General features: G+C 33.2%; 16 protein-coding genes. 11 read left to right on the top strand and 5 right to left on the bottom strand.

Annotated elements, in window-relative coordinates:
* Window positions 1–7: 7 nt before the first annotated feature.
* The 6 genes from FHR85_RS05810 to FHR85_RS05785 all read left to right on the top strand — a co-directional run bounded on the left by FHR85_RS05810 (window position 8) and on the right by FHR85_RS05785 (window position 12,001).
* Entirely contained in the window at window positions 8–1,489 is a 1,482-nt protein-coding gene (locus tag FHR85_RS05810; protein ID WP_167261929.1) for an ABC transporter ATP-binding protein, read from the top strand.
* A 28-nt stretch (window positions 1,490–1,517) separates the two neighbouring features.
* Complete coding sequence (locus FHR85_RS05805) at window positions 1,518–3,350, top strand: glycosyltransferase family 2 protein (protein WP_167261928.1); 1,833 nt, start codon at window positions 1,518–1,520, stop codon at window positions 3,348–3,350.
* Window positions 3,351–3,431: 81 nt separating this feature from the next.
* On the top strand, window positions 3,432–4,748 hold the full coding sequence (locus tag FHR85_RS05800; protein WP_167261927.1) for a nucleotide sugar dehydrogenase: 1,317 nt from the start codon (window positions 3,432–3,434) through the stop codon (window positions 4,746–4,748).
* Window positions 4,749–4,982: 234 nt separating this feature from the next.
* On the top strand, window positions 4,983–8,870 hold the full coding sequence (locus FHR85_RS05795) for an SH3 domain-containing protein (RefSeq protein ID WP_167261926.1): 3,888 nt from the start codon (window positions 4,983–4,985) through the stop codon (window positions 8,868–8,870).
* Window positions 8,871–8,994: 124 nt separating this feature from the next.
* A complete protein-coding gene (locus FHR85_RS05790) occupies window positions 8,995–9,933 on the top strand; it encodes a methyltransferase domain-containing protein (RefSeq protein WP_167261925.1) in 939 nt (312 codons plus the stop codon).
* A 28-nt stretch (window positions 9,934–9,961) separates the two neighbouring features.
* Complete coding sequence (locus FHR85_RS05785; protein WP_167261924.1) at window positions 9,962–12,001, top strand: glycosyltransferase; 2,040 nt, start codon at window positions 9,962–9,964, stop codon at window positions 11,999–12,001.
* Between the two features lie 88 nt (window positions 12,002–12,089).
* Here the strand turns inward: FHR85_RS05785 and FHR85_RS05780 are convergent, their stop codons facing one another.
* Window positions 12,090–13,508 carry an asparagine synthetase B family protein gene (locus tag FHR85_RS05780; RefSeq protein WP_167261923.1) on the bottom strand — a complete coding sequence of 473 codons (1,419 nt, stop codon included), beginning with the start codon at window positions 13,506–13,508 and terminating at the stop codon, window positions 12,090–12,092.
* 389 nt (window positions 13,509–13,897) lie between these two features.
* A complete protein-coding gene (locus FHR85_RS05775; RefSeq protein ID WP_167261922.1) occupies window positions 13,898–14,932 on the bottom strand; it encodes an LCP family protein in 1,035 nt (344 codons plus the stop codon).
* 165 nt (window positions 14,933–15,097) lie between these two features.
* Here FHR85_RS05775 and FHR85_RS05770 point away from each other — a divergent pair, with 165 nt between their 5' ends.
* The 4 genes from FHR85_RS05770 to FHR85_RS05755 all read left to right on the top strand — a co-directional run bounded on the left by FHR85_RS05770 (window position 15,098) and on the right by FHR85_RS05755 (window position 19,240).
* The gene (locus FHR85_RS05770) at window positions 15,098–16,174 is read left to right on the top strand and encodes a glycosyltransferase family 4 protein (RefSeq protein WP_167261921.1); all 1,077 of its coding nucleotides are present in this window, start codon (window positions 15,098–15,100) and stop codon (window positions 16,172–16,174) included.
* Between the two features lie 79 nt (window positions 16,175–16,253).
* Window positions 16,254–16,652 carry a hypothetical protein gene (locus FHR85_RS05765; RefSeq protein WP_167261920.1) on the top strand — a complete coding sequence of 133 codons (399 nt, stop codon included), beginning with the start codon at window positions 16,254–16,256 and terminating at the stop codon, window positions 16,650–16,652.
* 112 nt (window positions 16,653–16,764) lie between these two features.
* Window positions 16,765–17,532, top strand: a complete 768-nt coding sequence (locus tag FHR85_RS05760) for a hypothetical protein (protein ID WP_167261919.1) — start codon at window positions 16,765–16,767, stop codon at window positions 17,530–17,532.
* A 322-nt stretch (window positions 17,533–17,854) separates the two neighbouring features.
* Window positions 17,855–19,240 (top strand): hypothetical protein, encoded by a 1,386-nt coding sequence (locus FHR85_RS05755; protein ID WP_167261918.1) that lies wholly within the window; start codon window positions 17,855–17,857, stop codon window positions 19,238–19,240.
* Window positions 19,241–19,374: 134 nt separating this feature from the next.
* Here the strand turns inward: FHR85_RS05755 and FHR85_RS05750 are convergent, their stop codons facing one another.
* The 3 genes from FHR85_RS05750 to FHR85_RS05740 form a co-directional block, all read right to left on the bottom strand.
* Window positions 19,375–20,142, bottom strand: a complete 768-nt coding sequence (locus FHR85_RS05750; protein WP_167261917.1) for a tyrosine-protein phosphatase — start codon at window positions 20,140–20,142, stop codon at window positions 19,375–19,377.
* A gap of 124 nt (window positions 20,143–20,266) precedes the next feature.
* On the bottom strand, window positions 20,267–20,962 hold the full coding sequence (locus FHR85_RS05745; protein ID WP_243864173.1) for a CpsD/CapB family tyrosine-protein kinase: 696 nt from the start codon (window positions 20,960–20,962) through the stop codon (window positions 20,267–20,269).
* Complete coding sequence (locus FHR85_RS05740; RefSeq protein ID WP_167261915.1) at window positions 20,952–21,692, bottom strand: YveK family protein; 741 nt, start codon at window positions 21,690–21,692, stop codon at window positions 20,952–20,954. Before FHR85_RS05740 ends, FHR85_RS05745 begins: the two co-directional genes overlap by 11 nt.
* A 267-nt stretch (window positions 21,693–21,959) precedes the next feature.
* Here FHR85_RS05740 and FHR85_RS05735 point away from each other — a divergent pair, with 267 nt between their 5' ends.
* Window positions 21,960–23,783: a polysaccharide biosynthesis protein gene (locus tag FHR85_RS05735; RefSeq protein ID WP_167261914.1), complete on the top strand. Its 1,824-nt coding sequence runs from the start codon at window positions 21,960–21,962 to the stop codon at window positions 23,781–23,783.
* Window positions 23,784–23,794 lie beyond the last annotated feature (11 nt).

Below are 23,794 nucleotides of genomic sequence, written 5' to 3'. Positions count from 1 at the left end.
TATTATTATGAAAAAAAATAATGTGTCTAACGAAGTTGTTAAGGCAGATAAAGTAAGTGTTTATTTTGAATCAAGAGAAGAAGATGACTTAAAATCCAAAGCATTTAAAATTTTTTCTAAAAAGGAAAATAAAAAGGAAAAAATTAAATGGGCCCTTCAAGATATTTCTTTCGAAGGTGTTGAAGGTGAGATTTTAGGAATAATTGGTTCTAATGGAGCCGGGAAAACAACTTTAAGTAAAGTGATTTCTAAAATTATTACCGAGGATTCAGGGAGCATGGAAGTGAAAGGCAATGTGACAGCATTATTTTCTTTTGGAATGGGATTTAACCCCGAATTAACAGGAAGAGAAAATGTGTATTTAAATGGAATGATGCTGGGAATATCGAAAAGTGAAATTGAGAGTTATATAGAGGAAATTCATGATTTCTCCGATTTGGAAAGTTTCTTCGATCAACGAATGAAGTATTATTCAAGCGGTATGAAAGCAAGGTTAGGTTTTAGTGTAGCTTCTCATCTTCAACCAGAAATACTGATTTTAGATGAAGCCTTAAATACAGGTGATCGACAATTTAGTAAAAAAGCAGCACAAAAGATGCAAGAATTAGTTAAGCAAGCAAAAATGGTAATAATAGTTACACACAGTCTGAAGTATGCAGAAGCGAATTGTGATAGGCTTGTCTGGTTGGAAAAGGGAAAAGTTAAAAAAACGGGGGATCCGTCAACACTAATAAAAGAATATCAAGAAAATACAACAAAGCCTAAGCCAAAGAAAAAGAAAATTTTACAATTAGATAAAACGGCTGAAAAAGAAAAAGGTGAAGAAGTAATTAAAGCTAACAATGTAGGTGTTAGCTTCAACTTAGATAAGAAAAAATTCTGGGCGTTAAGTAATTTAGATCTTACTGTTTATGAAGGTGAAATAGTTGGAGTTATCGGTCATAATGGAGCAGGAAAAAGTACACTATGTAAGGTGTTAACACATATTTATAGTCCAGACCAAGGTGAAATTTTTATTAATGGACAAACATCTTCTCTTTTGGGATATGGGACAGGTTTTAACCCACAACTTACAGGAGAAGATAATATATTTTTGAATGCGATGTTACTAGGTATACCAAAAAAAGTCGTGCAAGAGAAATATGATGAGATTATTGAGTTTTCTGGGATAGGAAGAGCAGTTGAAAAACCTGTGAAAGAATACTCTAGTGGTATGAAATCTAGACTAGGCTTTAGTATTGCTGCTGTTCTAAAACCTGATATTTTTATCATTGACGAGGCTTTATCTACTGGTGATATTGAATTTCAACAAAAAGCTAGTGAGCGTATTCAAGAATTAATTGAAAGTGCAAAGGCTGTAATTATAGTTTCACACAATCTAAATTTTGTAGAAAAAGTTTGTACTAGAACGTTGTGGATGGAAAAAGGTCAAGTTATTATGGATGGACCATCTGAAGAAGTTGTTAAACACTATAGCGAATCTGTTTAACACAAGCAAGTTAGGAGGTAATTAACTCTTGAAAAAGCAATTATTCAAGCTTTTTGATTCTGTAATATTTTCTAGGATGTCAGATGAAAAGCGGAAAAAGTTAAGTGGGATGCTAAGTGAACGTCAAAAAAAAATGTTGAAGCGGTATTTTGGTAGGAGCCAAAATGAAAAGGATAAAAAACAAGTGGATGAAATTAAATATAAACTATATAACTTAGGTTTTTATGACAAAGCATTAGAAGATTTACAAGATATTTATCTTAATGATGAAGGATCTATTACTAAAAGAAAAAAGGCTGCGTGGGAACTTGCCCTTTGGCATGCTAATAATTACACAGCCAATGAAGCTAAAAAGGCAATTAAATATTTAAGGTTTTATGTAAAAAACCACTCTAATGTTGATGACCTAAGAAAAGTAGCTATACTAATGTCGGAATGCCTAGATATATTAGATGAACAAGATAGGGCGAATGAAATTTTAGATAGAGTACTCTCATATCAGGAACATCCAGATCTTTATTTAGCCAAATCAAATTTAATGTCAAATATAGATGAAAAAATTGTTTGGATTAATAAAGCTTACAAGCATTATGACCTAGAACCAATTACTTTCCGAAATACAGAGAATGAAGTGTCATATGAACAATTAGACATGAAGAATCCATCTATTCCGAGTAAAAATACTGATGTTAAGGTATCAATCATTCTTCCGTCTTATAATGCTGAAGAAGGTATACAAACAGCTATTGAATCAATGCAAAAACAGACTTGGACAAACATTGAAATTATCGTTGTTGATGACTGTAGTCAGGATGAGACGAAGGAAATTGTAAATCGATTAAAGGAAGAAGATTCGCGTATAAAACTTTATACTACAGGTGAAAATAGTGGACCATATGTAGCTAGAAACATAGGTTTACAAAAATCTACAGGCGATCTTGTCACTGTTAATGATGCTGATGATTGGTCACATGCAGAAAAAATAGAACTTCAAGCCAGGCACTTGATTGATAATCCAGAAATGGTTGCTAATTCATCCGAACACGCAAGATTAACTGAAAACCTAAAGTTTTATCGAAGAGGATTACCTGGTAGATACATTTTTTCGAATATGTCTTCTATCATGTTTCGTAAAGCTGAAGTCATTAATACAATTGGCTTTTGGGATAGTGTTCGATTTGCTGCAGATGGAGAATTTAAACGAAGATTAGTCAATGCATTTGGTAATAACAGAGTGAAGGATTTAAATACAGGTCCATTATCATTACCAAAGCAAGCTGTCGCATCACTAACTGGAAATTCAGCATTTGGGTATAACGGATATTTTAAAGGGATTAGGAAAGAATATGTTGAAGCGCTTGAAAGGTATCATTCTTCAGGCAATTTATACATGCCATTCCCTTTAAATGAACGTCCGTATTCAGTACCAGAACCATTATGGCTTACTAAGGATACAAAAGAACAAGGTTTCAGGTACTTCGATGTTATAATTGCTTCTGATTTCACAGATGAGAGTAAGAAATTGGACGAAGAAGTTAAAGATTGGCTGAAGCATTATGAAAAAGTCGGATTAGTGCAACTCCATAGCTATGAAAATGCGAGGAAAAGTGGTAAAGTTTGTGATAATATAAGAGAAATATTGGACGGGAAACGTATTCAATTTGTTGTTTATGGCGAATTCCTAGAATGTAGCCACCTCATTATTATTGACGATCAGTTATTGAAATATAAACAAGAATATCTCCCTAATATAATATCTAATGAAACCACAATTAAGAGTGATAAACATTCAACAAAAATTTATCGAGCTATATCTGAGCTTAAAGCTAATGAATTATTTAATACTAGCCGAGATAATTAAACATTTTAGATGTCGTTATTTAAACAAATAATTGCTAGATATAGTATAATAAACAAGAAAAATAAGTAGGTAGGTGCTAAAATGTCATTATTTGAAAAAATAAAAAATAAAGATGAAAAAATAGCAGTCATAGGCTTAGGCTATGTTGGGTTACCCTTGGCAGTTGAATTAGCCAAATATTATGAAGTGGTAGGGTTTGATCTCAACGAGGATAAATTAGCTTCATATCGTAATGGAGTTGATGTAACAGAAGAAGTTGGTGACAGTGTAATATCAAATACGACTATGGAGTTCACAAGTAATCCAATGGATTTAGAGAAATGTAAATTTCACATCGTATCTGTTCCAACCCCGATTAACACAGATAAAACACCAAACCTTGACCCAGTAATTGGTGCCAGTAAAACAATAGGGAAACATTTAACAAAAGGTTCAATTGTAGTGTTTGAATCTACAGTTTACCCTGGTACAACTGAAGAAATTTGCATTCCATATCTTGAAAATGAATCAGGCCTTAAATTCGGTGAGGACTTTAAGGTCGGTTATTCCCCTGAACGTATAAATCCAGGAGACAAGGTTAATACATTGACTAAGATAACCAAAATTGTCTCAGGTTCAGATGAAGATGCTCTTAAGGAAATCTCGGATCTTTATACTTCTATTATAGAGGCTGGGGTTCATGAAGCTGAATCTATAAAAGTTGCTGAAGCAGCAAAAGTTATCGAAAACTCTCAGAGAGATATAAACATTGCTTTTATGAATGAATTGTCTATGGTATTAAACAAAATGGACATTCCTACTAAAGCAGTTTTAGAAGCTGCTGGGACAAAGTGGAACTTCCTTAAATTCACACCTGGATTAGTGGGTGGGCACTGTATAGGAGTGGACCCATACTACTTCACCTATAAGGCAGAACAATTAGGTTATCATTCACAAATCATCTTAGCAGGACGTCAAATTAATGATGGAATGGGTAAACATGTAGCATCCAACGTCGTAAAAGAAATGATAAAAGCAAAACAAGAAGTTAATGGTGGTAAAGTAGCAGTTCTTGGTCTTACATTTAAAGAAGATTGTCCCGATGTAAGGAATACTAAAGTTATTGATATTGTAAATGAACTAAGAGATTACGGAATTGAAGTTGTGATTTATGACCCAGTAGCTGATGAGAATGAAGTCGAGAAAGAGTTTGGCCTAGAATTAGCCACCAAAGAAGATCTGCATAACTTAAATGCTATGGTTGTTGCTGTAAATCACAAAGAGATAAAAGAACAGTTTAACTTAGATTTGCTAGATAATTATTTCAATGATAAAGATAAGAAAGTGCTAATCGATGTAAAGGAATTGTTTAATAGGAATGAGGCCCAGACTAAAGGTTACTATTACTGGAGCTTATAAAAATTGAGGATATTATAGATTCACCCTTATAGGTAATAGGAATTACATCCTGTTGCTTATAAGGTTTTTTTGTAAAATTAAGTCGAATTTCACATGAATTTTTTTACTATTCATTTTATAATATAATGATATGGATAGTAACAAGCTGAAGCTAAATCGAAAGGTGATTTATTGTATACACTTTTATATTGTCTAATTTTGAATTCAAATCTTTTTTATTAGGAGGTGTACCTTATGAAGAAAGTTAGACATATTTTTACGATTTTAACTGTTTTATTGGTTTTGCTTTTTCCACACAGTTCCTCATTGGCGGATGAAACATCTAATCAGGAAGATAATGAAAGCGAAACAACCTCTTCATCTGAATCAAAATCAGCACAGGCTTGGTATGATGAAGCTATGTCACATTATACTGCGGGTGCTCGTGTAGAAACATTTTTAGAGGCACTTAATGAGCATCCTAATCATAAATTACTAGTAGATGGGCTAAATGATAGCGTGAAAAATCTACTGAACTGGGTGTCTCGTATTCATAAAGATGGTGAGTACTCTAAGGCGGTTGATCATTATCAATACATAATAGAATTAGAAAATATACGAGACAACTTATTGGAAGAAGCAAATTTCAAATTAGAATATGCATCTAATGGTAATGCATACCCAACAGCTAATCAAATGTACAAAGAGGCTATGATGAAAACAACTGCTTCGGGAAGGTTAGATGCTTTCATAGAAGCATACAATTACTACTCAAATAATTCCAAGATTGAAAATGGTTTGCATGACAGTGCTCATAATTTGTTTGATTGGGCTGAAAAAAAACATAAAAACCATGAGTTTGAGACAGCGAAGGTAAGATACTCCAGAATTTTAGGATCACCATCCTTAGAGAATGAACTAAAATCGACTACAGAACAGTATCTCGAAGATGCGAAAGCCGAGAGAAGACCAGCTGAAATCATATTAAATGAAGCAAGAAATGAATGGACAGCTTCAGGTAAAGTTGAGCTATATCAAGAAGGGGTTTCTCATTACCCTAATAATTCAGCACTAGTTAAAGGTCTGAATGAGAGTAGTTTATCTTTGTTGAATTGGGCGCGTAAACAACATAATACTGGTGAGTATGATATAGCGATAGACCGTTATAATAAAATACTAAATACTAAAAAAACTAGTGAAAAGTTAATAGATTCTATTAATTTACACCTTGATCGTGCGGAGAACAACCTTAATATTCCTCAATATGAACAACTTATTGAAGAGTATAATGAGAATAGAACAGTTAGTGGAAAATTTGAAGTTGCTAAGGATATCACTGTACTATACCCTGGAATTAGTGATGTAGAATTGATGAATGAGGCTGCGTCTAATTTGATAGACTGGGCTTTAAAACAACATAATGAATCTGATTTTAAAACCGCAAAGGCTAGATACGAAAAAGTGCTGGATTTTAAATACGTCGATCAAAGCCTTATTGATAAAGCAGAACAATTATATGCTGATGCAAATAAAGGTAAACGGTCAGCAAACGCCATCTTAGAACAAGCTAATAATGCATATCAGGCTTCTACAAAATTAGAATTGTATTTAGAAGGTCATGAATTTTACCCAAATAATAGTAGATTCATAGAGGGGGTTAATAGTAGTGCATCATCATTATATAATTGGGCTCATAAAAAACAAAGTCAGGGAGAAACATTAACGGCTTACAACAATTATGAAATGATCTTAAATATTGAGCTTATTAATAATTCTTTGAAATCTGATATACAGAATTCAATGATTCAATTAGTTTCAAGTTTGTATGATGAAGCAAAGTCATTTCATGACAAAGCACAATATGACAAGGCACAACGCTATTACGAAGAAATTCTTGCAATAGAGGGAATAGACAAGGAATTAAAAAATAAGACAGAAAAAAGTCTTGAATATGCAGTTGAGTCTTCTACCATACCGTCTAAGAAGGATTATATAAATTATGCCAATGATCAAGACACGGCATCAGGTATCTTACAAGCATTTTTAGATGGATACTGGTTATATGAACGTGACCAAATGCTACACAGTCATTTAATGAAAAGTGCTCAAAACTTAATTAATTGGGCAACGGATCAGCATAATAAATCTAATTTCAATACTGCCAGTAAAAGATATAAAAAGATTTTAAATTTACCAGATTTAGATACACAATTAAAAGAAAAAACGGAAGCTAAACTTTCATTTGCCGAACGTAGTCGAAAGATTGATGATACAGAGAATTTATTTCATAAAATCTATGAAAGACCAACGATAAGCGGGCAATTTGAAGGTTTCAGTAAAGCATATGTACTTTATCCAAATAATAGTTTAATAGTTGAAGGTTTAAATGAGACATCAAAGAATTACTTGGATTGGGCTCGTGATAACCGTCATAACACAGGGAATTTTGAAAATGCTGTGTTCAGATATAACAAAATAATTTCTGCTTCTGGTATATCGCCCGACCTTGTTGAGCTAGCGGAATTGTTATTAAGATATGCAGAAAACCGAAATGTAATACCAACAGATAAGAAGTTGATAGATACAACCTACAGTGAAAGAACTATTAGTAATCGATTTGGTTTAATTAAAGATGCTTATAAAATTCACCCAACTAGTAATAATATCCTTGAAGCAATAGAAGATATTTCTTTAGATTATTATGATTATGCATTTCAACAACATAAACAATCCAATTTTCAATCAGCAATACTGCGTTACCAAAATTTATCTAGTTCGGAAGGTGTACCTTCATATGTAGTGAATGCAGCTGTAGAAAACTTAGAATTAGCACAAAGTAAACAAGCACCAGACCAGTTGATAAACATTACTACAACTAAGTATGATGTTACTTTTGATTCAGCTGTCGATATTCAAATGAAATATGGTAACCCTAAATATGATGGGGCAGGTGCTGTATCTGCAGATCGTGCAAATGTTGAATATTATTTGAATCCATCTAACTTCAAAGAAGGTACATCTGGCTACTTACAGTTTATGCTATTAGATGAAACAACAAGTTACACAGTTAATGAATTAAACACTAACTTTTTATCTGGGAAAGGTATACTACAAGGTACTGGAGAGGCGTTTAAAAAAGCAGGAAAAGATTATAATGTAAACGAACTTTATTTAATTGCCCATGCTCTTCATGAAACTGGAAATGGAGCTTCTACGTTGGCCTCAGGCATTGGTGTGAATGCTAATGGTGAAGTTGTGAGAGATGAAGAAGGAAATATTATTAAAGACATTAACCATCAAGATGTTGATCATATTGTTTATAACATGTATGGGTATGGAGCGGTTGATAACAGTCCTATTAGTGGAGGTGCAAAATACGCGTTTGATGAAAAATGGTTTAGCCCAAGCGAAGCAATACATGGTGGTGCTCAAGAAATAGCTAACAGTTATTTAGCTAGAGGGCAAAATACTTTATATAAAATGAAATGGGATCCAGATGTATCTGGTGGAAATGTTGATCGTGGAAGAAGACAATATGCAACACATATAAGGTGGGCAGAAATACAAGCTAATTTCTTAAGTGATATGCTTGGAAATAATGCACATGATGTAGCGAATAAATTTGATGTACCACAATATCTAAATCAGCCTAATGCTAATGGAGAAGTGCCTCCGCCTCCTTCACAAGAAGATGAGATTGTTATTAATGAGTATCCAGACAATGTTAAAGGTGAAGTTGAAGTTAAAGGAAGTCTAAACTTTAGAGAAGGACCTAGTACAAATTATAATGCAATTTCTTCTCTTAGTGATGGAACAGAAGTTTCTATTCATGGATATAACAAAGATGGTTGGTATTTAATAGAAGTAAATGATGAAGAAGGCTGGGTTTCAGGTGATTATGTTAAAGTCCTTAATTTATTTATGGTGAATTCGGACAATGGGATTAATTATCGGTTTGATCCTGCAGGAGACAAAGCAGGAGGTTTAGCAAATAATGAATTAGTTGTCGCTAAACTTGATTCTAATGAAGATATAATTAATGAAACTAAAGGATTGGATGGAACAGAATACAATTGGTATAAGATTGAAGTAAATGGTTCAGAATACTGGACTGCGAACAATTGGTTGGAACAAATAAACTAGAAGGCAAAAAAGTGACCTAATTTAGTTAGGTCACTTTTTTGCTTTTAAAATGTGCTAAATATATTAACAAAAAACAATATTCATTATATGATAGAGTTAAAGTCAATTTTAGGAGTGTTTTAGTATGCCTACTAATAACTATTGGACCAATAGGAATAATATGATGTATTATAAGTATGTTGACTTTTTAGTTAAAGCATTTGGTAAAGAAGCTAATAGCATGATTGATATAGGATCATCAAATGCGGAATATATTGAAGGATTCTACTGGATTCCATACAAATATACATTAGATGTATGCAACCCGTATTCTTCTGAAACCGTCATACCTATAGTAGAAGATTTTTTTAGCTACAAAAGTAATCAAAAATTTGATTTTGTTACTTGTTTACAAGTTTTAGAGCATATTGAACATCCTAAAAAGTTTGCTCAAAAATTATTTGATTTATCAAACAAGGTGTTAATCTCTGTACCCTATAATTGGCCTCAGGGCGTTGAAGAGGAACATGTAAATGACCCAGTTAATTTAGATAAATTAAAAGAGTGGACAGGACGAGATCCACTCTATTCAATTGTTGTTCGAGAACCTTTAAGAAGACCTGATAAGGGTATTGATCAACGTTTAATTTGTTTTTTTGATGATTATTCCCAAGAAATAAATTACAAAAAAGTTCATGATAATGTAAAAGAATTGTCGCGTGAAGAGAGGAGTGCAAATTACTTGGATACTAATCTTATAGAACATAATTCAGAACGGCTTGAAGCAATGGAAGAAAATTTATCAACTTTAATCAATCAACAAGAATACTATTTCAAACTTACAAAAGAAGAAATGACTTATAATCGAAATCATTCAGAGCTTGAAGAAAAAATTAGAAATAATGAGAAACTTGAACAAAAGGTAGCAGATTTACGACAAAAAGTTAAAATGAATGATCAAAAAATCATTAAAGCCAAAAAAAATAAACAATACTTCTTGAAAGAGTATGAAAAGATACTTAATAGCACGTCATGGAAATTAACGGCATTTTACAGAAAAATTGGTCAAATATTTAAAAAATAGAACTTCGGAAGTGTAAGGAGTAATTAATGTGAATAATAAAAATGAAGATATCTCAAATTATGAAATTAATCAAATTATAGCTTCCTCAAATTATTTAAAGGAACGAATAGAAGAAGAAGATATAAGAAGATTAGAATTAATTCGCCTCGAGAAGGAATTGAATCTAAATTTACAAAAGAAAAAGAATGAATTAGACAATCAACAAAAACAAGTTGCTAAAGCCAAAAAGAATTTTGAAAAGTTGAGCAAAAGTCGTTCTTGGAAATTATCTTGGCCATTACGATTGTTAGGAGGAGTCAAAAGAAAGAATAAACAAAAAATTATTTCCAATAATAACAACTCAAGTAGTGTTATTAACTCAAAGGTAATGTCACATGGTGTAAATGAGCTTGACAAAAAATTATGGGGTGGATTTGCATCATACGCTTCTCAGAGTTTATTGTCTATAAGAAATGATGAGTCAGAAACAATGAACAACAAAATAAAAGCTGCAAAATCATTGGTGAAATGGTATTATGATAATCTACAGTTTGAAAATGCATTAAATGAAATTCAATTCATAAAAGATCACGAAACTTCTGGTAATTATATCTCAAATATCATAATAGAAATCAAGATTTTAAAAAAATTAAATAAGATTGACGAGGCTAAACGAATAGTGTGGGAAGCGATTAATTCAAGAGGAATGCTCTCTGAATTATGTTTAGCAATGTCACATCTGTCAGAAATAGAAAATGATCGTTTACAGTGGTATAATCTATTATATGAAAAAAATAACTTTCAAAAAATAGAGAAAATAGAAGAACAAAAGCCATTAGACTTAGAAAATATTTACAACACGCCATTAGAACCATCCAGTGTTGAACATTATAAGGTTTCTGTTATTATCCCAGCGTATAATGCTGCAGATTTATTATATGTGGCTTTAGACAGCTTAATAAATCAAACTATGAAAAATTTAGAAATTATTGTTGTTGATGATTGTAGCTCAGATAATACTGCTAAAGTAGTTAATGAGTATTCAAGAAAAGACTCAAGGATAAAATTAATTCAAAAGGAAGTTAATGAAGGTGCATATGCTGCAAGAAATACAGGTTTACTCTATGCTACAGGCGATTTTATAACGGTACATGATAGTGATGATTGGTCACATACACAAAAAATTGAAATTCAAGTTAAAGAAATCTTAAAGGATGAGAAAAGCATAGGTTCTGTTAGTTATTTAGTAAGAGCTCTTAAAGATATTACTCCTATAAATAGTACTTCACTAATTGGAGGAAAATTTTTAACAATGAATTCCTCTTCACTTTTAGTTAAAAAGGAAGTAGTAAAGATGCTGGGAGGATGGGACTCTGTACGTGTAGCAGGCGATACTGAATATCTGTTCAGAATTGAGAAAGTATTTGGTTCAGATAGTATTGCTAGAGTTTTTCCTAATGTCCCACTTTCTATATCTTTATCTAATGAAAATTCGTTAACTAGTACAAGCACAACAAATTCAAGAACAATAAAATTTGGCTTGCGAAGAAATTATCGTGAGGCATTTGAATGGTGGCATGATTCCTTTGAAGAGGTTAATCAGTTGTACTTGAATCCGGCTGGAAGACATTATAGATTTCCAAAACCTAGACCAATACTTCCAGAAAAAGAGGTAGAAAAGACTTATAGAAGAATAATAGTTGTAGATTTATCTGATAGAAGCCAATTAGATAAAATTAAAAATTATATTGAAAAGCTCGATGGATCTGAGGATATAGCTGTGTTTCATTATCCTAATTATGAGAATAATCCAGATTCAAGAATCACATCAGAAGTATATAAATTGTTATTTAATAAAAATTTAGACCTTTTAGTACCAAATGAAGTTGCAACTGCAGAAGAAGTGCTATTCTTAACGCCTTGGATTTATAAATATGAGCTAGATCAGATTCCATACTTGAAAATAAAATCTAGTACTTTAGATAACTCCGATAACTTTTCTGATGAGGAGTTAAAGATTGTAAAAGATAATATTTTCCAAATGTTTAATGTTACTCCTAAGGTACGTCCCTTAAACACAATAAAATAGTGAAAATAAAGACTGGCCTGAGTATTGATGTGTTGTGTACTCTGGCCAGTCTTTTACTTATTAAATATAATATTATCAAATGAATTTTTTAAGAAACAACGCCCATTTTGGCTAACTTAACATCATAGCGTTTTGTAATATTTATCATTATATCTTTTCCTAACCGTTCATCTTCTTTGAGTCCGAAGGCCTTTTCAAACAGAGGACGGCTATTAAGGCCAATTAATGAATAAATTACAGGGTCAAGTTCATTTAGCATATTAGCTCCCCATGTCCCCATGCGTTGCTCCCAATAATAAAGGTCTCTTACGTCTATATTGAATAATTCTTTATCATAATTTCCTCTAGATATGAATCCTTGAATAGCTTGGCGAGTGAAAGACTCAAATTCATAACTCGGGTTTTTAAGTTTACCTCCTTTGTAATATTGGAAAAAATCTTCTGAAAGACTATTTGAAACGTGTTGGTTATGCCTATTATAAAAGCCTCTAATAATTTCGCCACCCCATCCACGAACGAATACTTCATTATTTAGGAAATTTAACTCACTCATGTGACCCGTTAGTATAGAACCACCTCGAGAGTATCCAGTAGATACTGAGGCTAGATTGCGGTATTTTTGAAAATTTTCGCTATCTGGGATAGGTGAAGGGTCCATGTAGAAATGAGGTAAGTCTAGATAGGATTTCATATTTTCTACTATTGGAAACTCGCTTTCAGGCAATCTTTTACCACTCCATGTTATCAATCTAATCTGAGAATTAGATTGATTTAAACCAGCGATAAGTGCGCGGGAATCCACTCCTCCTGTCAGCCCTAATAATAATGAATAGTGTTTGTTAACATACGAATTGAAGTTTTGAAAATATTCATCGCATTCTTTTAAAAATTTATTAAATGAGGTTTTTTTTATAGGTTTTCTTGGCCAATATCGAACAGTATTTCTTGAACATACGTCATAATAGTTGTTTGGTACTAATAATTTGATGTTCTTATACATTGTTGCATCACCTGGAAGATACCCAGTACCTCGCTGAGCATACTCAGGTAATTTTATAAAGCTTTTGGCGTTTTCGTCTATACTTTCATTAAATGCTTCAGCTAAAAGCGTTGAATGAGATGATACCCCAAATGATTCCTCTTGGCGGTAATAGATAGTTCTAGATCCAAAGGGATCGTGCAGAACTTTTGCAGAACTTTTAGAGATAAGAAATATGGCGAACCTTCCTGATAATTTGTCAAATGCATCCCAATCTTCTTTATTAATTAGCTTGTTAATAATCTTATGAATTGATTTATTACCTTTTGCAACAAAGATATCACCTATAATGACAGCATGCCCATATTTAGTTTTAATAGTCTGTATCTTTAAAGATGGATGTGAATAGATATGATAATTAGATAAATTGTTATAAGACCAGCCTTCCAGCTTTTCAGGATTGCTTGGTAATTCTTCCGATATAAGGAATCCATATTTAAACGCTTCTAAAGAATCGTAGTTTTTCATAATTAACCTCCAAGTTTATATTTATTAAATCTCACTCTATTATATCATTAACTTTAGATGATTAAATTACTCATGTAATTGTTAATTATGTAATGGTAACTTGTTTGATATAAACGGGGATTAGCATTTTACTTTTTATATTTTTTCAAAAAACAGTATTTAACAAGTGAGGTTTAGTTATCCTATATTATATGATTTGAGAGTTAAAAGGATTGAAACTTAATTTAAAAATATTATTATTGTATTCTCACTGATAACACATAATATAAAATAGCCATACTTTGAATATGGAAGATTATCATTATGTTAAAGCAAGTATCATGTTTAGATTTATATATTATAATAAAAAAATGGAGTGTAGCCCAAAGAAGGGACACTCCGTTTTAAATTTAATAATGGTTATCCTTATTATCTTTTTCACTTGCTTGGGCATTTTGTTCCCCTTCACGAGAAGTTTCTTCTGTATCACCTATCTCCATGTGTTGTTTTAGGCTTTGTTTGACTTCAGTTAATGATTCTTGGACGGGGATTTGATAACTAATGCCACCAATTCTTTCATTATAAGTTTCTAGTGTTAGTGAATCTATATTACTACTATCAAAATTATTTAGGTTGGTAAGCATTTGTATGCCTTCTCGAATACGTACATTTGTTGTTACTTCTTCGCCAACGACATTTGCAAGTTCTTTACTCTTAAAGATAGATTTTAAAGACATCGCTTCATCTGCTAAAGAATTTAGAAACTCTTGCTGACGGTCAATTCGACCTAAGTCACCTCTAGGATCTTCTTTTCTCATGCGAACAAATGCTAACGCTTCTTCACCATTTAAATGTTGTTCACCCTCTTGGAAATCAATCATGTAAGAATTGGGCGCCATTGATTTTTGTTCAAAGTCAAACGGTACGTCAACAGTTAGGCCACCTAAGACATTGACTGTTCGTGTAAATGCATTAAAATCGACAGTCGCATAATAATCGACAGGAATATCTAAGAACTTCGACACTGTATCAATCGTCATTTCTTTATCCCCATAGGCATAAGCATGGTTAATTTTATCAGTTCGGTCCATGCCAGCGAAGTCCACCCGCGTATCACGTGGAATACTCACCATTTTCACTGATTGATCTTCAGGATCATAAGTTAATAGAATTAACGTATCTGTTCTTCCAGGGTCATCCTCTTGGTAGTTTTCTAACCCCATGACTAAAATAGAAAACGGATCTTTACTTATATCTACGGCTTCATCTCTTTTTTCGGATTTTTCCCGGCCTAAATCATCATAGGAACTACTTGCCGCTTGGTACGTTTGAAAAGCGTAATAGGTTATTGCACCTCCAACTAACACGAGTAATGCCAATGTAATATATATAAATTTTTTAAGTCTTTTTCGACGTCTTTGTTTGCGTTGTTCAATTCTCTTCATATTACTCATCCTTTGAAGTAAAATATTCTATCCAATTATAACATTATAAATTTCATTCTCATAAATTGTAAACCATTATATCTAAAAATACACTATAATTCATTTAATTACAACAAAGTTTGTGCTAATATTAATGTGAATTTCAATAAGACTCGAGGGTTAATTATGAATCTAACCATATTAATTATAAGCTTTTTTATCGCATTTACAACTTCATTAGTTATAACACCAATTATAAGAAAACAAGCGATTAAATTTCGGATAGTTGATCATCCTGATGCAAGGAAGATACATCGTGAAGCAACTCCTTATTTAGGCGGTATTTCGATATTTTTCGGAGTGCTGTTAGCTTATGTTGTTTTTTGGCCTGAGCATGAACATCAGACAGCAATCATTATAAGTGCTTTTATCATGTTAATTACAGGTCTTCTTGATGATTTAATTTGCTTAAGACCAGTTTATAAACTTGCTGGACAAGGGTTGAGTGCGATTATGATTGTGTCATCAGGATTATTAATCGAAAAAATTAACATCCCATTGTTTGGTGAGGTCCAATTAGATAATTTAAGTATCATTGTTACGATTTTATGGATTTTAGCTGTTTCAAATGCCATTAATTTAATCGATGGGTTAGATGGCCTAGCTGCAGGTGTAACTAACATTGCTTTGACATCCATTATTATTATGGCTTTTCTTGAAGGCAACTTGGCTGCTGCTTTCTTGTCAATCATTGTATTAGGATCAAACTTTGGTTTCTTATACTTTAACTTTTATCCAGCTAAGATCTATATGGGCGACTCTGGTTCGTTGTTTTTAGGTTATATGGTGGCAATTATTTCAATGCTAGGGTTATTTAAAAATGTCACGCTTTTTAGTTTCATCATTCCTTTGTTAGTCATCGCTGTTCCAATTGTCGATACATTCTTTACAATTATTAGACGTTTAAAAAATGGAGAAAGTGTCATGATTGCAGACAGGAAACATATTCATCATCAGTTATTAGATGCAGGTTTTTCTCATCGCGGAGCAGTACTGACTATTTATTTACTAAGTGCTTTGTTTGGCACTCTAGCCATATTATTTGGTTATTCAAATATCGCTTCAAGTGTGTTGTTTATCCTGATTGCATTATTTTTAGTGCACATCATTGCAGAGATGGCTGGTCTGGTTTTAGGTGGCAAGAAGCCTGTGTTAATTTTAATGAAAAAATTAACCAAAAACCTTGGAAGTAAAACAAAATAAATGACATAATAGTATACAATTATGATGAAAATCTAACCATTCAAATTTGGTTAGATTTTTTTATGAGAGGAACATGCTTATGAAGATGAAGAAACGATTAATATTTTATTGGGCTACCAGTCTTATTGCGATCTTTTTAGCAATTATTGTTGGTTATCAAGCCTATCACCTCGATGGTACGGTGCAATTTGTTGATTTTAATATTTCAGTTGTTTCAATCGTGATTTCATTCATTGCGTTTATTATATCTGTTAAAACGTATCTGTCGATCGATAGTTTCTATACGATTACGAAAATGGATGGGAATGTATTAGAGAATGAGTTGTATACAACGTCTATTCACAAAATAATTAGTGAATATGATCAGGAAAACTCTGAAGAAGTAAGTGAAGCTTTGTTTGATCAGTTAGAGAAGCGTTTTAAAAAGCACTCAAAAAACAGCTGTGGAATTTGCGGATCAACTACAATATTTTATTGACTTAATTATTGTATTTCCCTCTTTGTTTAATTCCAAAAATCATCACCATCAAGCTAATATTAATCGGATGGAGCACATTATTCGCCTGATCAAAAAGAAAGAAAAGGACCTCATGACGATAAGTACAGGCAATTTAATACTAATTCGAGAAACGGTCAATCTTATTGAAGCGATCAGTAATTATCAACAGTTAACCCATACCGAAAATATTAAGCCAGTTTATAAGATATTAGAAGTAAGAGGAACTTTGTTAAGGAATCCTGTCACAAGTACAGTTTATTATAATTATCTAAGCTTATTTTATAATAAGAAAGCAATTGACCTCTTATATCAAAACCTGCCACTAGATGGTTATGATATTTTAGAGATTGACGGAATTAAAACCATTATTCAAAATCGCGATTCCTTATCACATCACGATAAAGAATTGATTTTAACTTACTTATATGAAGCTAAAAGTGCTAGTGAGAAAGCGTTAGAACAATCACAAGATGATCTAATGTGGAAAGGATTCATCAAATATAATCAAGCACGATTTTTGTATTTTATTGAACTGATTGAAGAAACGGAAACAGATTGGGATTTAGTTATGGATGAAGCTGTTACAGCAAGAAAAACACTGAACTTGCTTATTAATGACATTTTAGATGGTAAGCAGTCATATTTACAAGACGCCTTTGAATATCAAGAATATCTAGCTGTAATAGTAAGAATGAATTTTCAAATAACTAAGGGATTAGATGTACCTACGTATTCAGGTGTATATAAGTGGCCTAATTATGAAGGGTTGAACGAAGATGCCTATATCAAATATGATTATCAAAAAGAGTTTGACCGTATACATAAATTTCAAAGATTATTAAGGTCTAGGGCTAATTAATATCTATTAGCTTAATTATTTTCTTTTGGAGACGTTTATAACTAAATAAAACGGGGAAACTTGAATTGAACCAACGTTTTACCTGAGATGATGCAAGAGGAGTATTTATATCAAAGCAGTGCAGGTTTGCTGAGTTTAGCAATTGAGTATAATTTTTTAAAAACTTATTACAAAATGATATTAGGTTTGCTTTAGAGTAAAATATACTATTCATCAATATTTTATTTATTATGTGAAATATATATTACGCTTAGTGATAATAAATTTATATTACTCAAAAGAAAAGTTTAATGGTGAATACAGACTAAATTGGAGGCTAACAATGTCGAATTTAGTTAATAAAAGACAATTTGTATTAACAGAGAAACCTATGAATATTGAACATGATTGGTTGAAAATAGATATAAATGAATTGTATACACTGTATTATGACCAATCATTAAATGTTGAATCAATTTCTGATGATGAAACCACGCTAATATTGATTGGTATAGCAATAGATCCGGATAATAAGAATGATTCGAATAGGGAAATAGTTGAGAGACTATTAAATAATAGTAGAGGTTTTTCAGATCTTTTTCAAAACACATTTCATTTAGGTGGAAGATGGGCTATAATTTGGATTAAAAAAGATGAAATGTTTGTTTTTAATGATGCTTGTGGAATGAGACGGATTTTTTATTCTACTAACAATCAAAAAGTGGTTTCTTCATCAGCTAATTTAATAGCAAAACATTTAGGGGCAAGTGTGAATATGTCAGAGGATATGGATGAGTTTGTTAATTCGCATGTTTTCGAAAAAACTGAAAGAGCTTGGATAGGTGATAAAACAATTTATTCTAGTATTTATCGATTATTACCTAATCACTATTTAGATGTTAATGATCGTACCACTAGTAGGCTGCCAATAAGCTTAGATAATATTGAGACAAGTGACTCAAGTGTTACGCTTGATAGGGTTCACAACTTGCTAAAAGATTCCATATCAAGTCTGTCTTCAAGGTTTTTTTTGATGCAAGGTGTGACTGCTGGTTGGGATAGCAGGTTGTTATTGGCATATTCCTTGCATTCTTATGGAAATATAGAGCATTTTGTAAGTAGTAAAAATGTATTAAACGAAAACGATCAAGATATAAGGGTCCCTAAACAATTAGCGAATTCTTTTGACTTTAAACTCAATCATATTCAATCGTTACCGGATTTATCTAAAGAAGCTGAAGATGCTATTAAAGAGAATGTAATGCTGGGAAGAAATTTACCGAAACATAGAACTGTTCAATATCACTTAGATAATAAAAGCAATAAGATAATTATCAATGGAAATGTTGGGGAAATTACTCGAGATGGCTTTATAAATTCTGATGCGAATGTTTTTTCCCTTAAATCAACAAGACTTAAATTTCCTGATGCAAAATTTGTGAGTAATGAATTTAATAAGTGGTACGAAGATGCACTGAATTTTTCAATAGAACTAGACGTTCCTATAGCTGACTTGTTTTTTATAGAGCAATGGATAGCTAATTGGGGTTCGATGTACCCTGCAGAGCAAGACATCGCAGTAGAGGAAATAACACCTTATAACAATAGAGAGTTTTTGTTTACTGTTATGAAGTATAAGAAATATATGGGTGAGAGGAATATACAAAAAATGATACTCGAAAAATATTATCCAGAAATGCTAGAGATACCAGTTAATCCGAAATTTTAAATGCATTAGATGGATGAAAAGTTAATATCGGGTGTTATACATTGATTTTAATTTTACTTCGCACTGTTTTAGAAAATAAAATTTAGTAACTACTAAAAACCGATGCCTGCTTAAGGCATCGGTTTTGTAATGGCTTAGAATATGTTTAAAAGGCCTTTTTTCTTTATTTCAACGGGTGGGTCTGCAATGACCATTTCATTAGTCATTACAGCATGAGCGTTTTCTTTAAACTGTTCCACTAAACCGTATCCGTACCGCTTTTCAATCACATCAAATGCTTCTTCCATGAAGAATCCACGTGAGTCTGTGTTATGGGCATCTGAAGCAATGAAGTGGACTAGGTTAGCTTCAATCAATTTAAAACACAATTTTTGAATCTTTTTACCGAAATGACCTGCCACACTTGCAGCTGTTAGTTGACTCAAGGCTCCACGTTTTACTAAGCGATATAGTGTGTTGGGGTGATTAGAAATACCGGCATTACGCTCAGGATGTGCAATGATCGGTAAATAGCCATCTCGCTGCAAATCATAAATGGTATATTTCGAGAATTGTGGAATATGGCTTGATGGAAATTCAATTAAAGTATAAATGGATTGATTTCCTAATGATATAGCTGATCCATTTTGTAAATCCTCATGAACCTCTCCATTGATTCGTATTTCTTGTCCTTCTAAAACAGTTAAATTTATATTAAGTTTCTTAAATTCTTCATTTAGATTATGTACCTTTTCCTCAATCACTTTTGGTTCCGTATCATATCGTCCGTTTAAATGATGCGGTGTTGCATAAATGGTATTAATTCCCTCGGATTGAGCGACTTTAGCCATGGCTATGCTATCAGCAGTACTCTCTGCACCATCGTCGACTCCCGGGAGGATATGACTATGTATATCAATCATCTAACCTCTCCCTTCATCTTTTCTTTATTATTAATACTTTTAACTCAGTTTATAATTTTTCGACAAAATTAGCAACCTTATTACAAAAAAAGTCTAGTTCATTCTCGTGAACTAGACTTTAGTCCTACTTACCATAATAGTAGTAAAAGCTATTTTTTTCGATGGATCGATCGTTGAGTACTACGCCAAGCATATTAGCATGAGTTTGTTCTAAAAGATTTTTAGCTCTAACCGACTCGTTTTTATCGGTTACCTTACTCCGAACGACAAGCAATACGCCATCCACATACTGTGATAATACTTGGGAGTCTGTAACAGCCAAAACAGGAGGGGTGTCGAAAATGACCATATCATATAACTTTTTAGCATGTTCTACTAATTGAGCGAAAGCCTTCGAACCAATTAATTCAGCTGGATTTGGTGGTACGGGTCCGCATGTTAAGACATCTAGGTTATCCACCTTACTATCCTGAACCACCGTTTCTAAACAGAAGTCACCAACTAGTACATTGCTTAATCCCATCGTGTTATTAATTCGAAAGGTGAAATGAGTACTGGGTTTACGCATATCAGAATCGACGAGCAATACTTTTTTACCTTGTTGGGCAAACGTGACTGCCAAATTAGCAGCTGTCAAACTCTTTCCTTCAGCAGGATGGGATGATGTAACAATTAGCGATTTCAGATCCTGATCAACAGCAGAAAACTGTAAATTCGTTCTAAGTGTTCTGAACTGCTCTGATATTGGTGATTTCGGTTGTTCATGTGTAATCAAACTGCGGTGTTGCTGTGCTCGTTGAACAGTTGTTTTACGCGCCAAAAGGACCACCCTTTCTTGATTTTTTGCGACTAGTTTGTTGTTCATCGTCATCGAAATTAAAGGTTGAAATCATCCCCATTACCGGAAGCTCTAATGTCTTATCGATATCATCTTCGGTCTTAATTGTTGTATCTAAGTATTCGAGTAAGAAAGCAACACCGACACCGACCATGACTCCTAAGACCATGGCGATCGCCAAGTTCAACGTTAAATTCGGGCTAATTGGTGAGGGATTACTGTCGTGAGTAGCTTCCGATAATACACTCACATTATCGACGTTCATGTATTCAGGAACTTTTTCCATAAAGACTGATACCGTTGTATTTGCAATATCGACAGCTTGTTCATGGTCAGGTCCTGTGACACCAACATTAACAACCTGAGAGTTTTCTGCATTATTGACGTTAATACGATTAGATAATTGCCCGGCTGATAATCCCAAGTCAAGTTCATCAATCACATCAGTTATAACGGCAGGGCTTTGAATAATCACGTTATATGTATTAATTAATTCAACATTCGTGCGTATATCCCCTTGAGTGATTTGTTGTTCTTGAGTTGTTTCAGATTGTGACACGATAAATTGTGAGTTCGCTTCATATTGAGGTGTCATAAAGAACATTGTTGCAATGACACTAGCTAGCATCGCTAAGACTGTAATAAGAATGATCAACCTCATGCGTTTTTTCAGTGTTTGCCAAATTTCTTGTAGTGAAATGGTTTCTTCCATCATTAATCCTCCGTTAATTAAATTACAGGCTAAATTATAACACAAAGTTTAGTAGATTTTGTTGAAAAATTGCCAATTTCTAAAAATAGAATTATAATAATTAATAACATTATACTGAACAATGTCAATATAATGAAAGATAATGTCACAAAATATTGAATTCAAAATTTCCATATGCTAACATGGGTGTATGGAAAAGGTATAAATCTATTGTCCTATATTAATGCTTAGAGTTATGTTGATTGAATTGAAGGGGGTGACAAGATATTGACCTATAAGAAGAGGCTTTCAAGCTTAATAGCGTTAGATACACTGATAGTGCTTGGTGCCATATTTATTAGTACAATCATCCTATACAACCAATCATTCATAGATAACCCTGTCATTTTATTTTCTTCCATTACACTAGTTGCTTTACATCATTTATTCGCAATGTTCAAAGGTCTCTATAATAAAGTCTGGGAATATGCAAGTATTGGTGAATTAGTCGCGATTTTTCAAGTTGTGACCTATTCAATAGCTACTACTTTTATCATGCAGTGGTTGTTGTTTGATGTTATATACATAAGAACACTGGCTGTGACGTGGATGTTACACATATTGCTCATTGGAGGATCTCGGTTTGTTTGGCGAATTCTTCGTGATGAGATCATGAAAGGCCGTCTGAAGCAAGGGAAGAGAACCCTGATTATAGGTGCAGGAGCTGGGGGCGCTATGGTTTCGCGTCAATTGCAGACAAGTGACGAAAGTGAACTCAAGCCAATAGCTTTTGTTGATGATAATTCTACAAAAGTTAAAATGCAAATTCACGGAATACCAGTTGAAGGGACTATAGATGAGATTTATTCTATCGTTGAAAAAAAACGAATCGAGCATATTGTGATCGCCATTCCTTCTTTAAATAAAAATCGATTAAATGAGATTATTGATGAATGTTCAAATACGAACGCGAAAACTCAAATAGTTCCGAAGTTCGAGGATCTCGTTACAGGTAAAGTTTCTGTCAATCAATTGAGAGATGTTGAAGTAGAAGACTTATTGGGCCGGGACCCTGTAGAACTTGATTTAGATCTCATTGCTGATAATATTACAGGTCGAACAGTTTTAATCACTGGAGCAGGGGGATCAATTGGATCTGAAATTTGCCGACAGATCGGACCGTTTGAACCAGACCACATGGTGTTGCTTGGACAAGGTGAAAACAGCATTTATCAAATCGAACGGCAAATGCGAGAGCGCTATGACGGTCGTTTTTCCATCACACCTGTTATTGCTGATGTGAAGGATCAGGAGCGCATTTTTGAAGTATTTAATCAATATCGTCCGGATGTAGTTTATCATGCAGCCGCGCATAAGCATGTGCCACTTATGGAGTTTAATCCACGTGAAGCGGTTAAAAACAATGTGTATGGGACGAAGAATGTTGCTGAAGCGGCAGATCAATATCATGTTGACACATTCGTATTAGTTTCAACAGATAAAGCCGTTAACCCGACCAATGTGATGGGGGCGACAAAACGAGTTGCCGAAATGGTTATCCAGAACCTATCTCAACAAAGTGAAACGAAATATCTAGCAGTTCGTTTCGGCAATGTCCTTGGTAGCCGTGGCAGTGTGATTCCATTATTTAAAGACCAGATACAAAATGGTGGGCCTGTGACTGTAACAAACCCTGAAATGACCCGATATTTCATGACCATTCCAGAAGCAAGCCAACTCGTTATTCAATCGGGGTCACTTGCATCAGGTGGAGAAATTTTCGTACTCGACATGGGTGAACCAGTCAAAATCGTCGATCTGGCGAAGAATTTAATCCGTTTGTCAGGGTATCAAGAAGATGACATAGGAATTGAATACACTGGTATCCGCCCAGGTGAGAAAATGTATGAAGAACTACTCGGGGAAGACGAAATATCTGAAGAACAAATCTTCCCGAAAATACACGTAGGTAAATGTACTTTTGACAGCACCGCTTATATCCACCAAGATATACAAAAACTCACATACGCAGAAGAACATGAACTGAAAACAATGCTTTTAACAATGATTAAATCTGATGAAGAGCAGTATACTCTGGAAAACATGATTTAGGAGTGACCAAC

Source organism: Alkalibacillus almallahensis (genome assembly GCF_011761495.1).
GTDB lineage: Bacteria > Bacillota > Bacilli > Bacillales > Alkalibacillaceae > Alkalibacillus > Alkalibacillus almallahensis.
Note: the sequence above shows the minus strand (reverse complement) of the source record. Positions and strands in the feature narration are given on the sequence as shown.

Coding starts and splice junctions, on each gene's coding strand:
- FHR85_RS05760 (WP_167261919.1), top strand. CDS start 16,765: ATGACGATAAGTACAGGCAATTTAATACTAATTCGAGAAACGGTCAAT.
- FHR85_RS05740 (WP_167261915.1), bottom strand. CDS start 21,692: ATGGAAGAAACCATTTCACTACAAGAAATTTGGCAAACACTGAAAAAA.
- FHR85_RS05770 (WP_167261921.1), top strand. CDS start 15,098: ATGAATCTAACCATATTAATTATAAGCTTTTTTATCGCATTTACAACT.
- FHR85_RS05790 (WP_167261925.1), top strand. CDS start 8,995: ATGCCTACTAATAACTATTGGACCAATAGGAATAATATGATGTATTAT.
- FHR85_RS05755 (WP_167261918.1), top strand. CDS start 17,855: ATGTCGAATTTAGTTAATAAAAGACAATTTGTATTAACAGAGAAACCT.
- FHR85_RS05800 (WP_167261927.1), top strand. CDS start 3,432: ATGTCATTATTTGAAAAAATAAAAAATAAAGATGAAAAAATAGCAGTC.
- FHR85_RS05810 (WP_167261929.1), top strand. CDS start 8: ATGAAAAAAAATAATGTGTCTAACGAAGTTGTTAAGGCAGATAAAGTA.
- FHR85_RS05775 (WP_167261922.1), bottom strand. CDS start 14,932: ATGAAGAGAATTGAACAACGCAAACAAAGACGTCGAAAAAGACTTAAA.
- FHR85_RS05750 (WP_167261917.1), bottom strand. CDS start 20,142: ATGATTGATATACATAGTCATATCCTCCCGGGAGTCGACGATGGTGCA.
- FHR85_RS05780 (WP_167261923.1), bottom strand. CDS start 13,508: ATGAAAAACTACGATTCTTTAGAAGCGTTTAAATATGGATTCCTTATA.
- FHR85_RS05795 (WP_167261926.1), top strand. CDS start 4,983: ATGAAGAAAGTTAGACATATTTTTACGATTTTAACTGTTTTATTGGTT.
- FHR85_RS05765 (WP_167261920.1), top strand. CDS start 16,254: ATGAAGATGAAGAAACGATTAATATTTTATTGGGCTACCAGTCTTATT.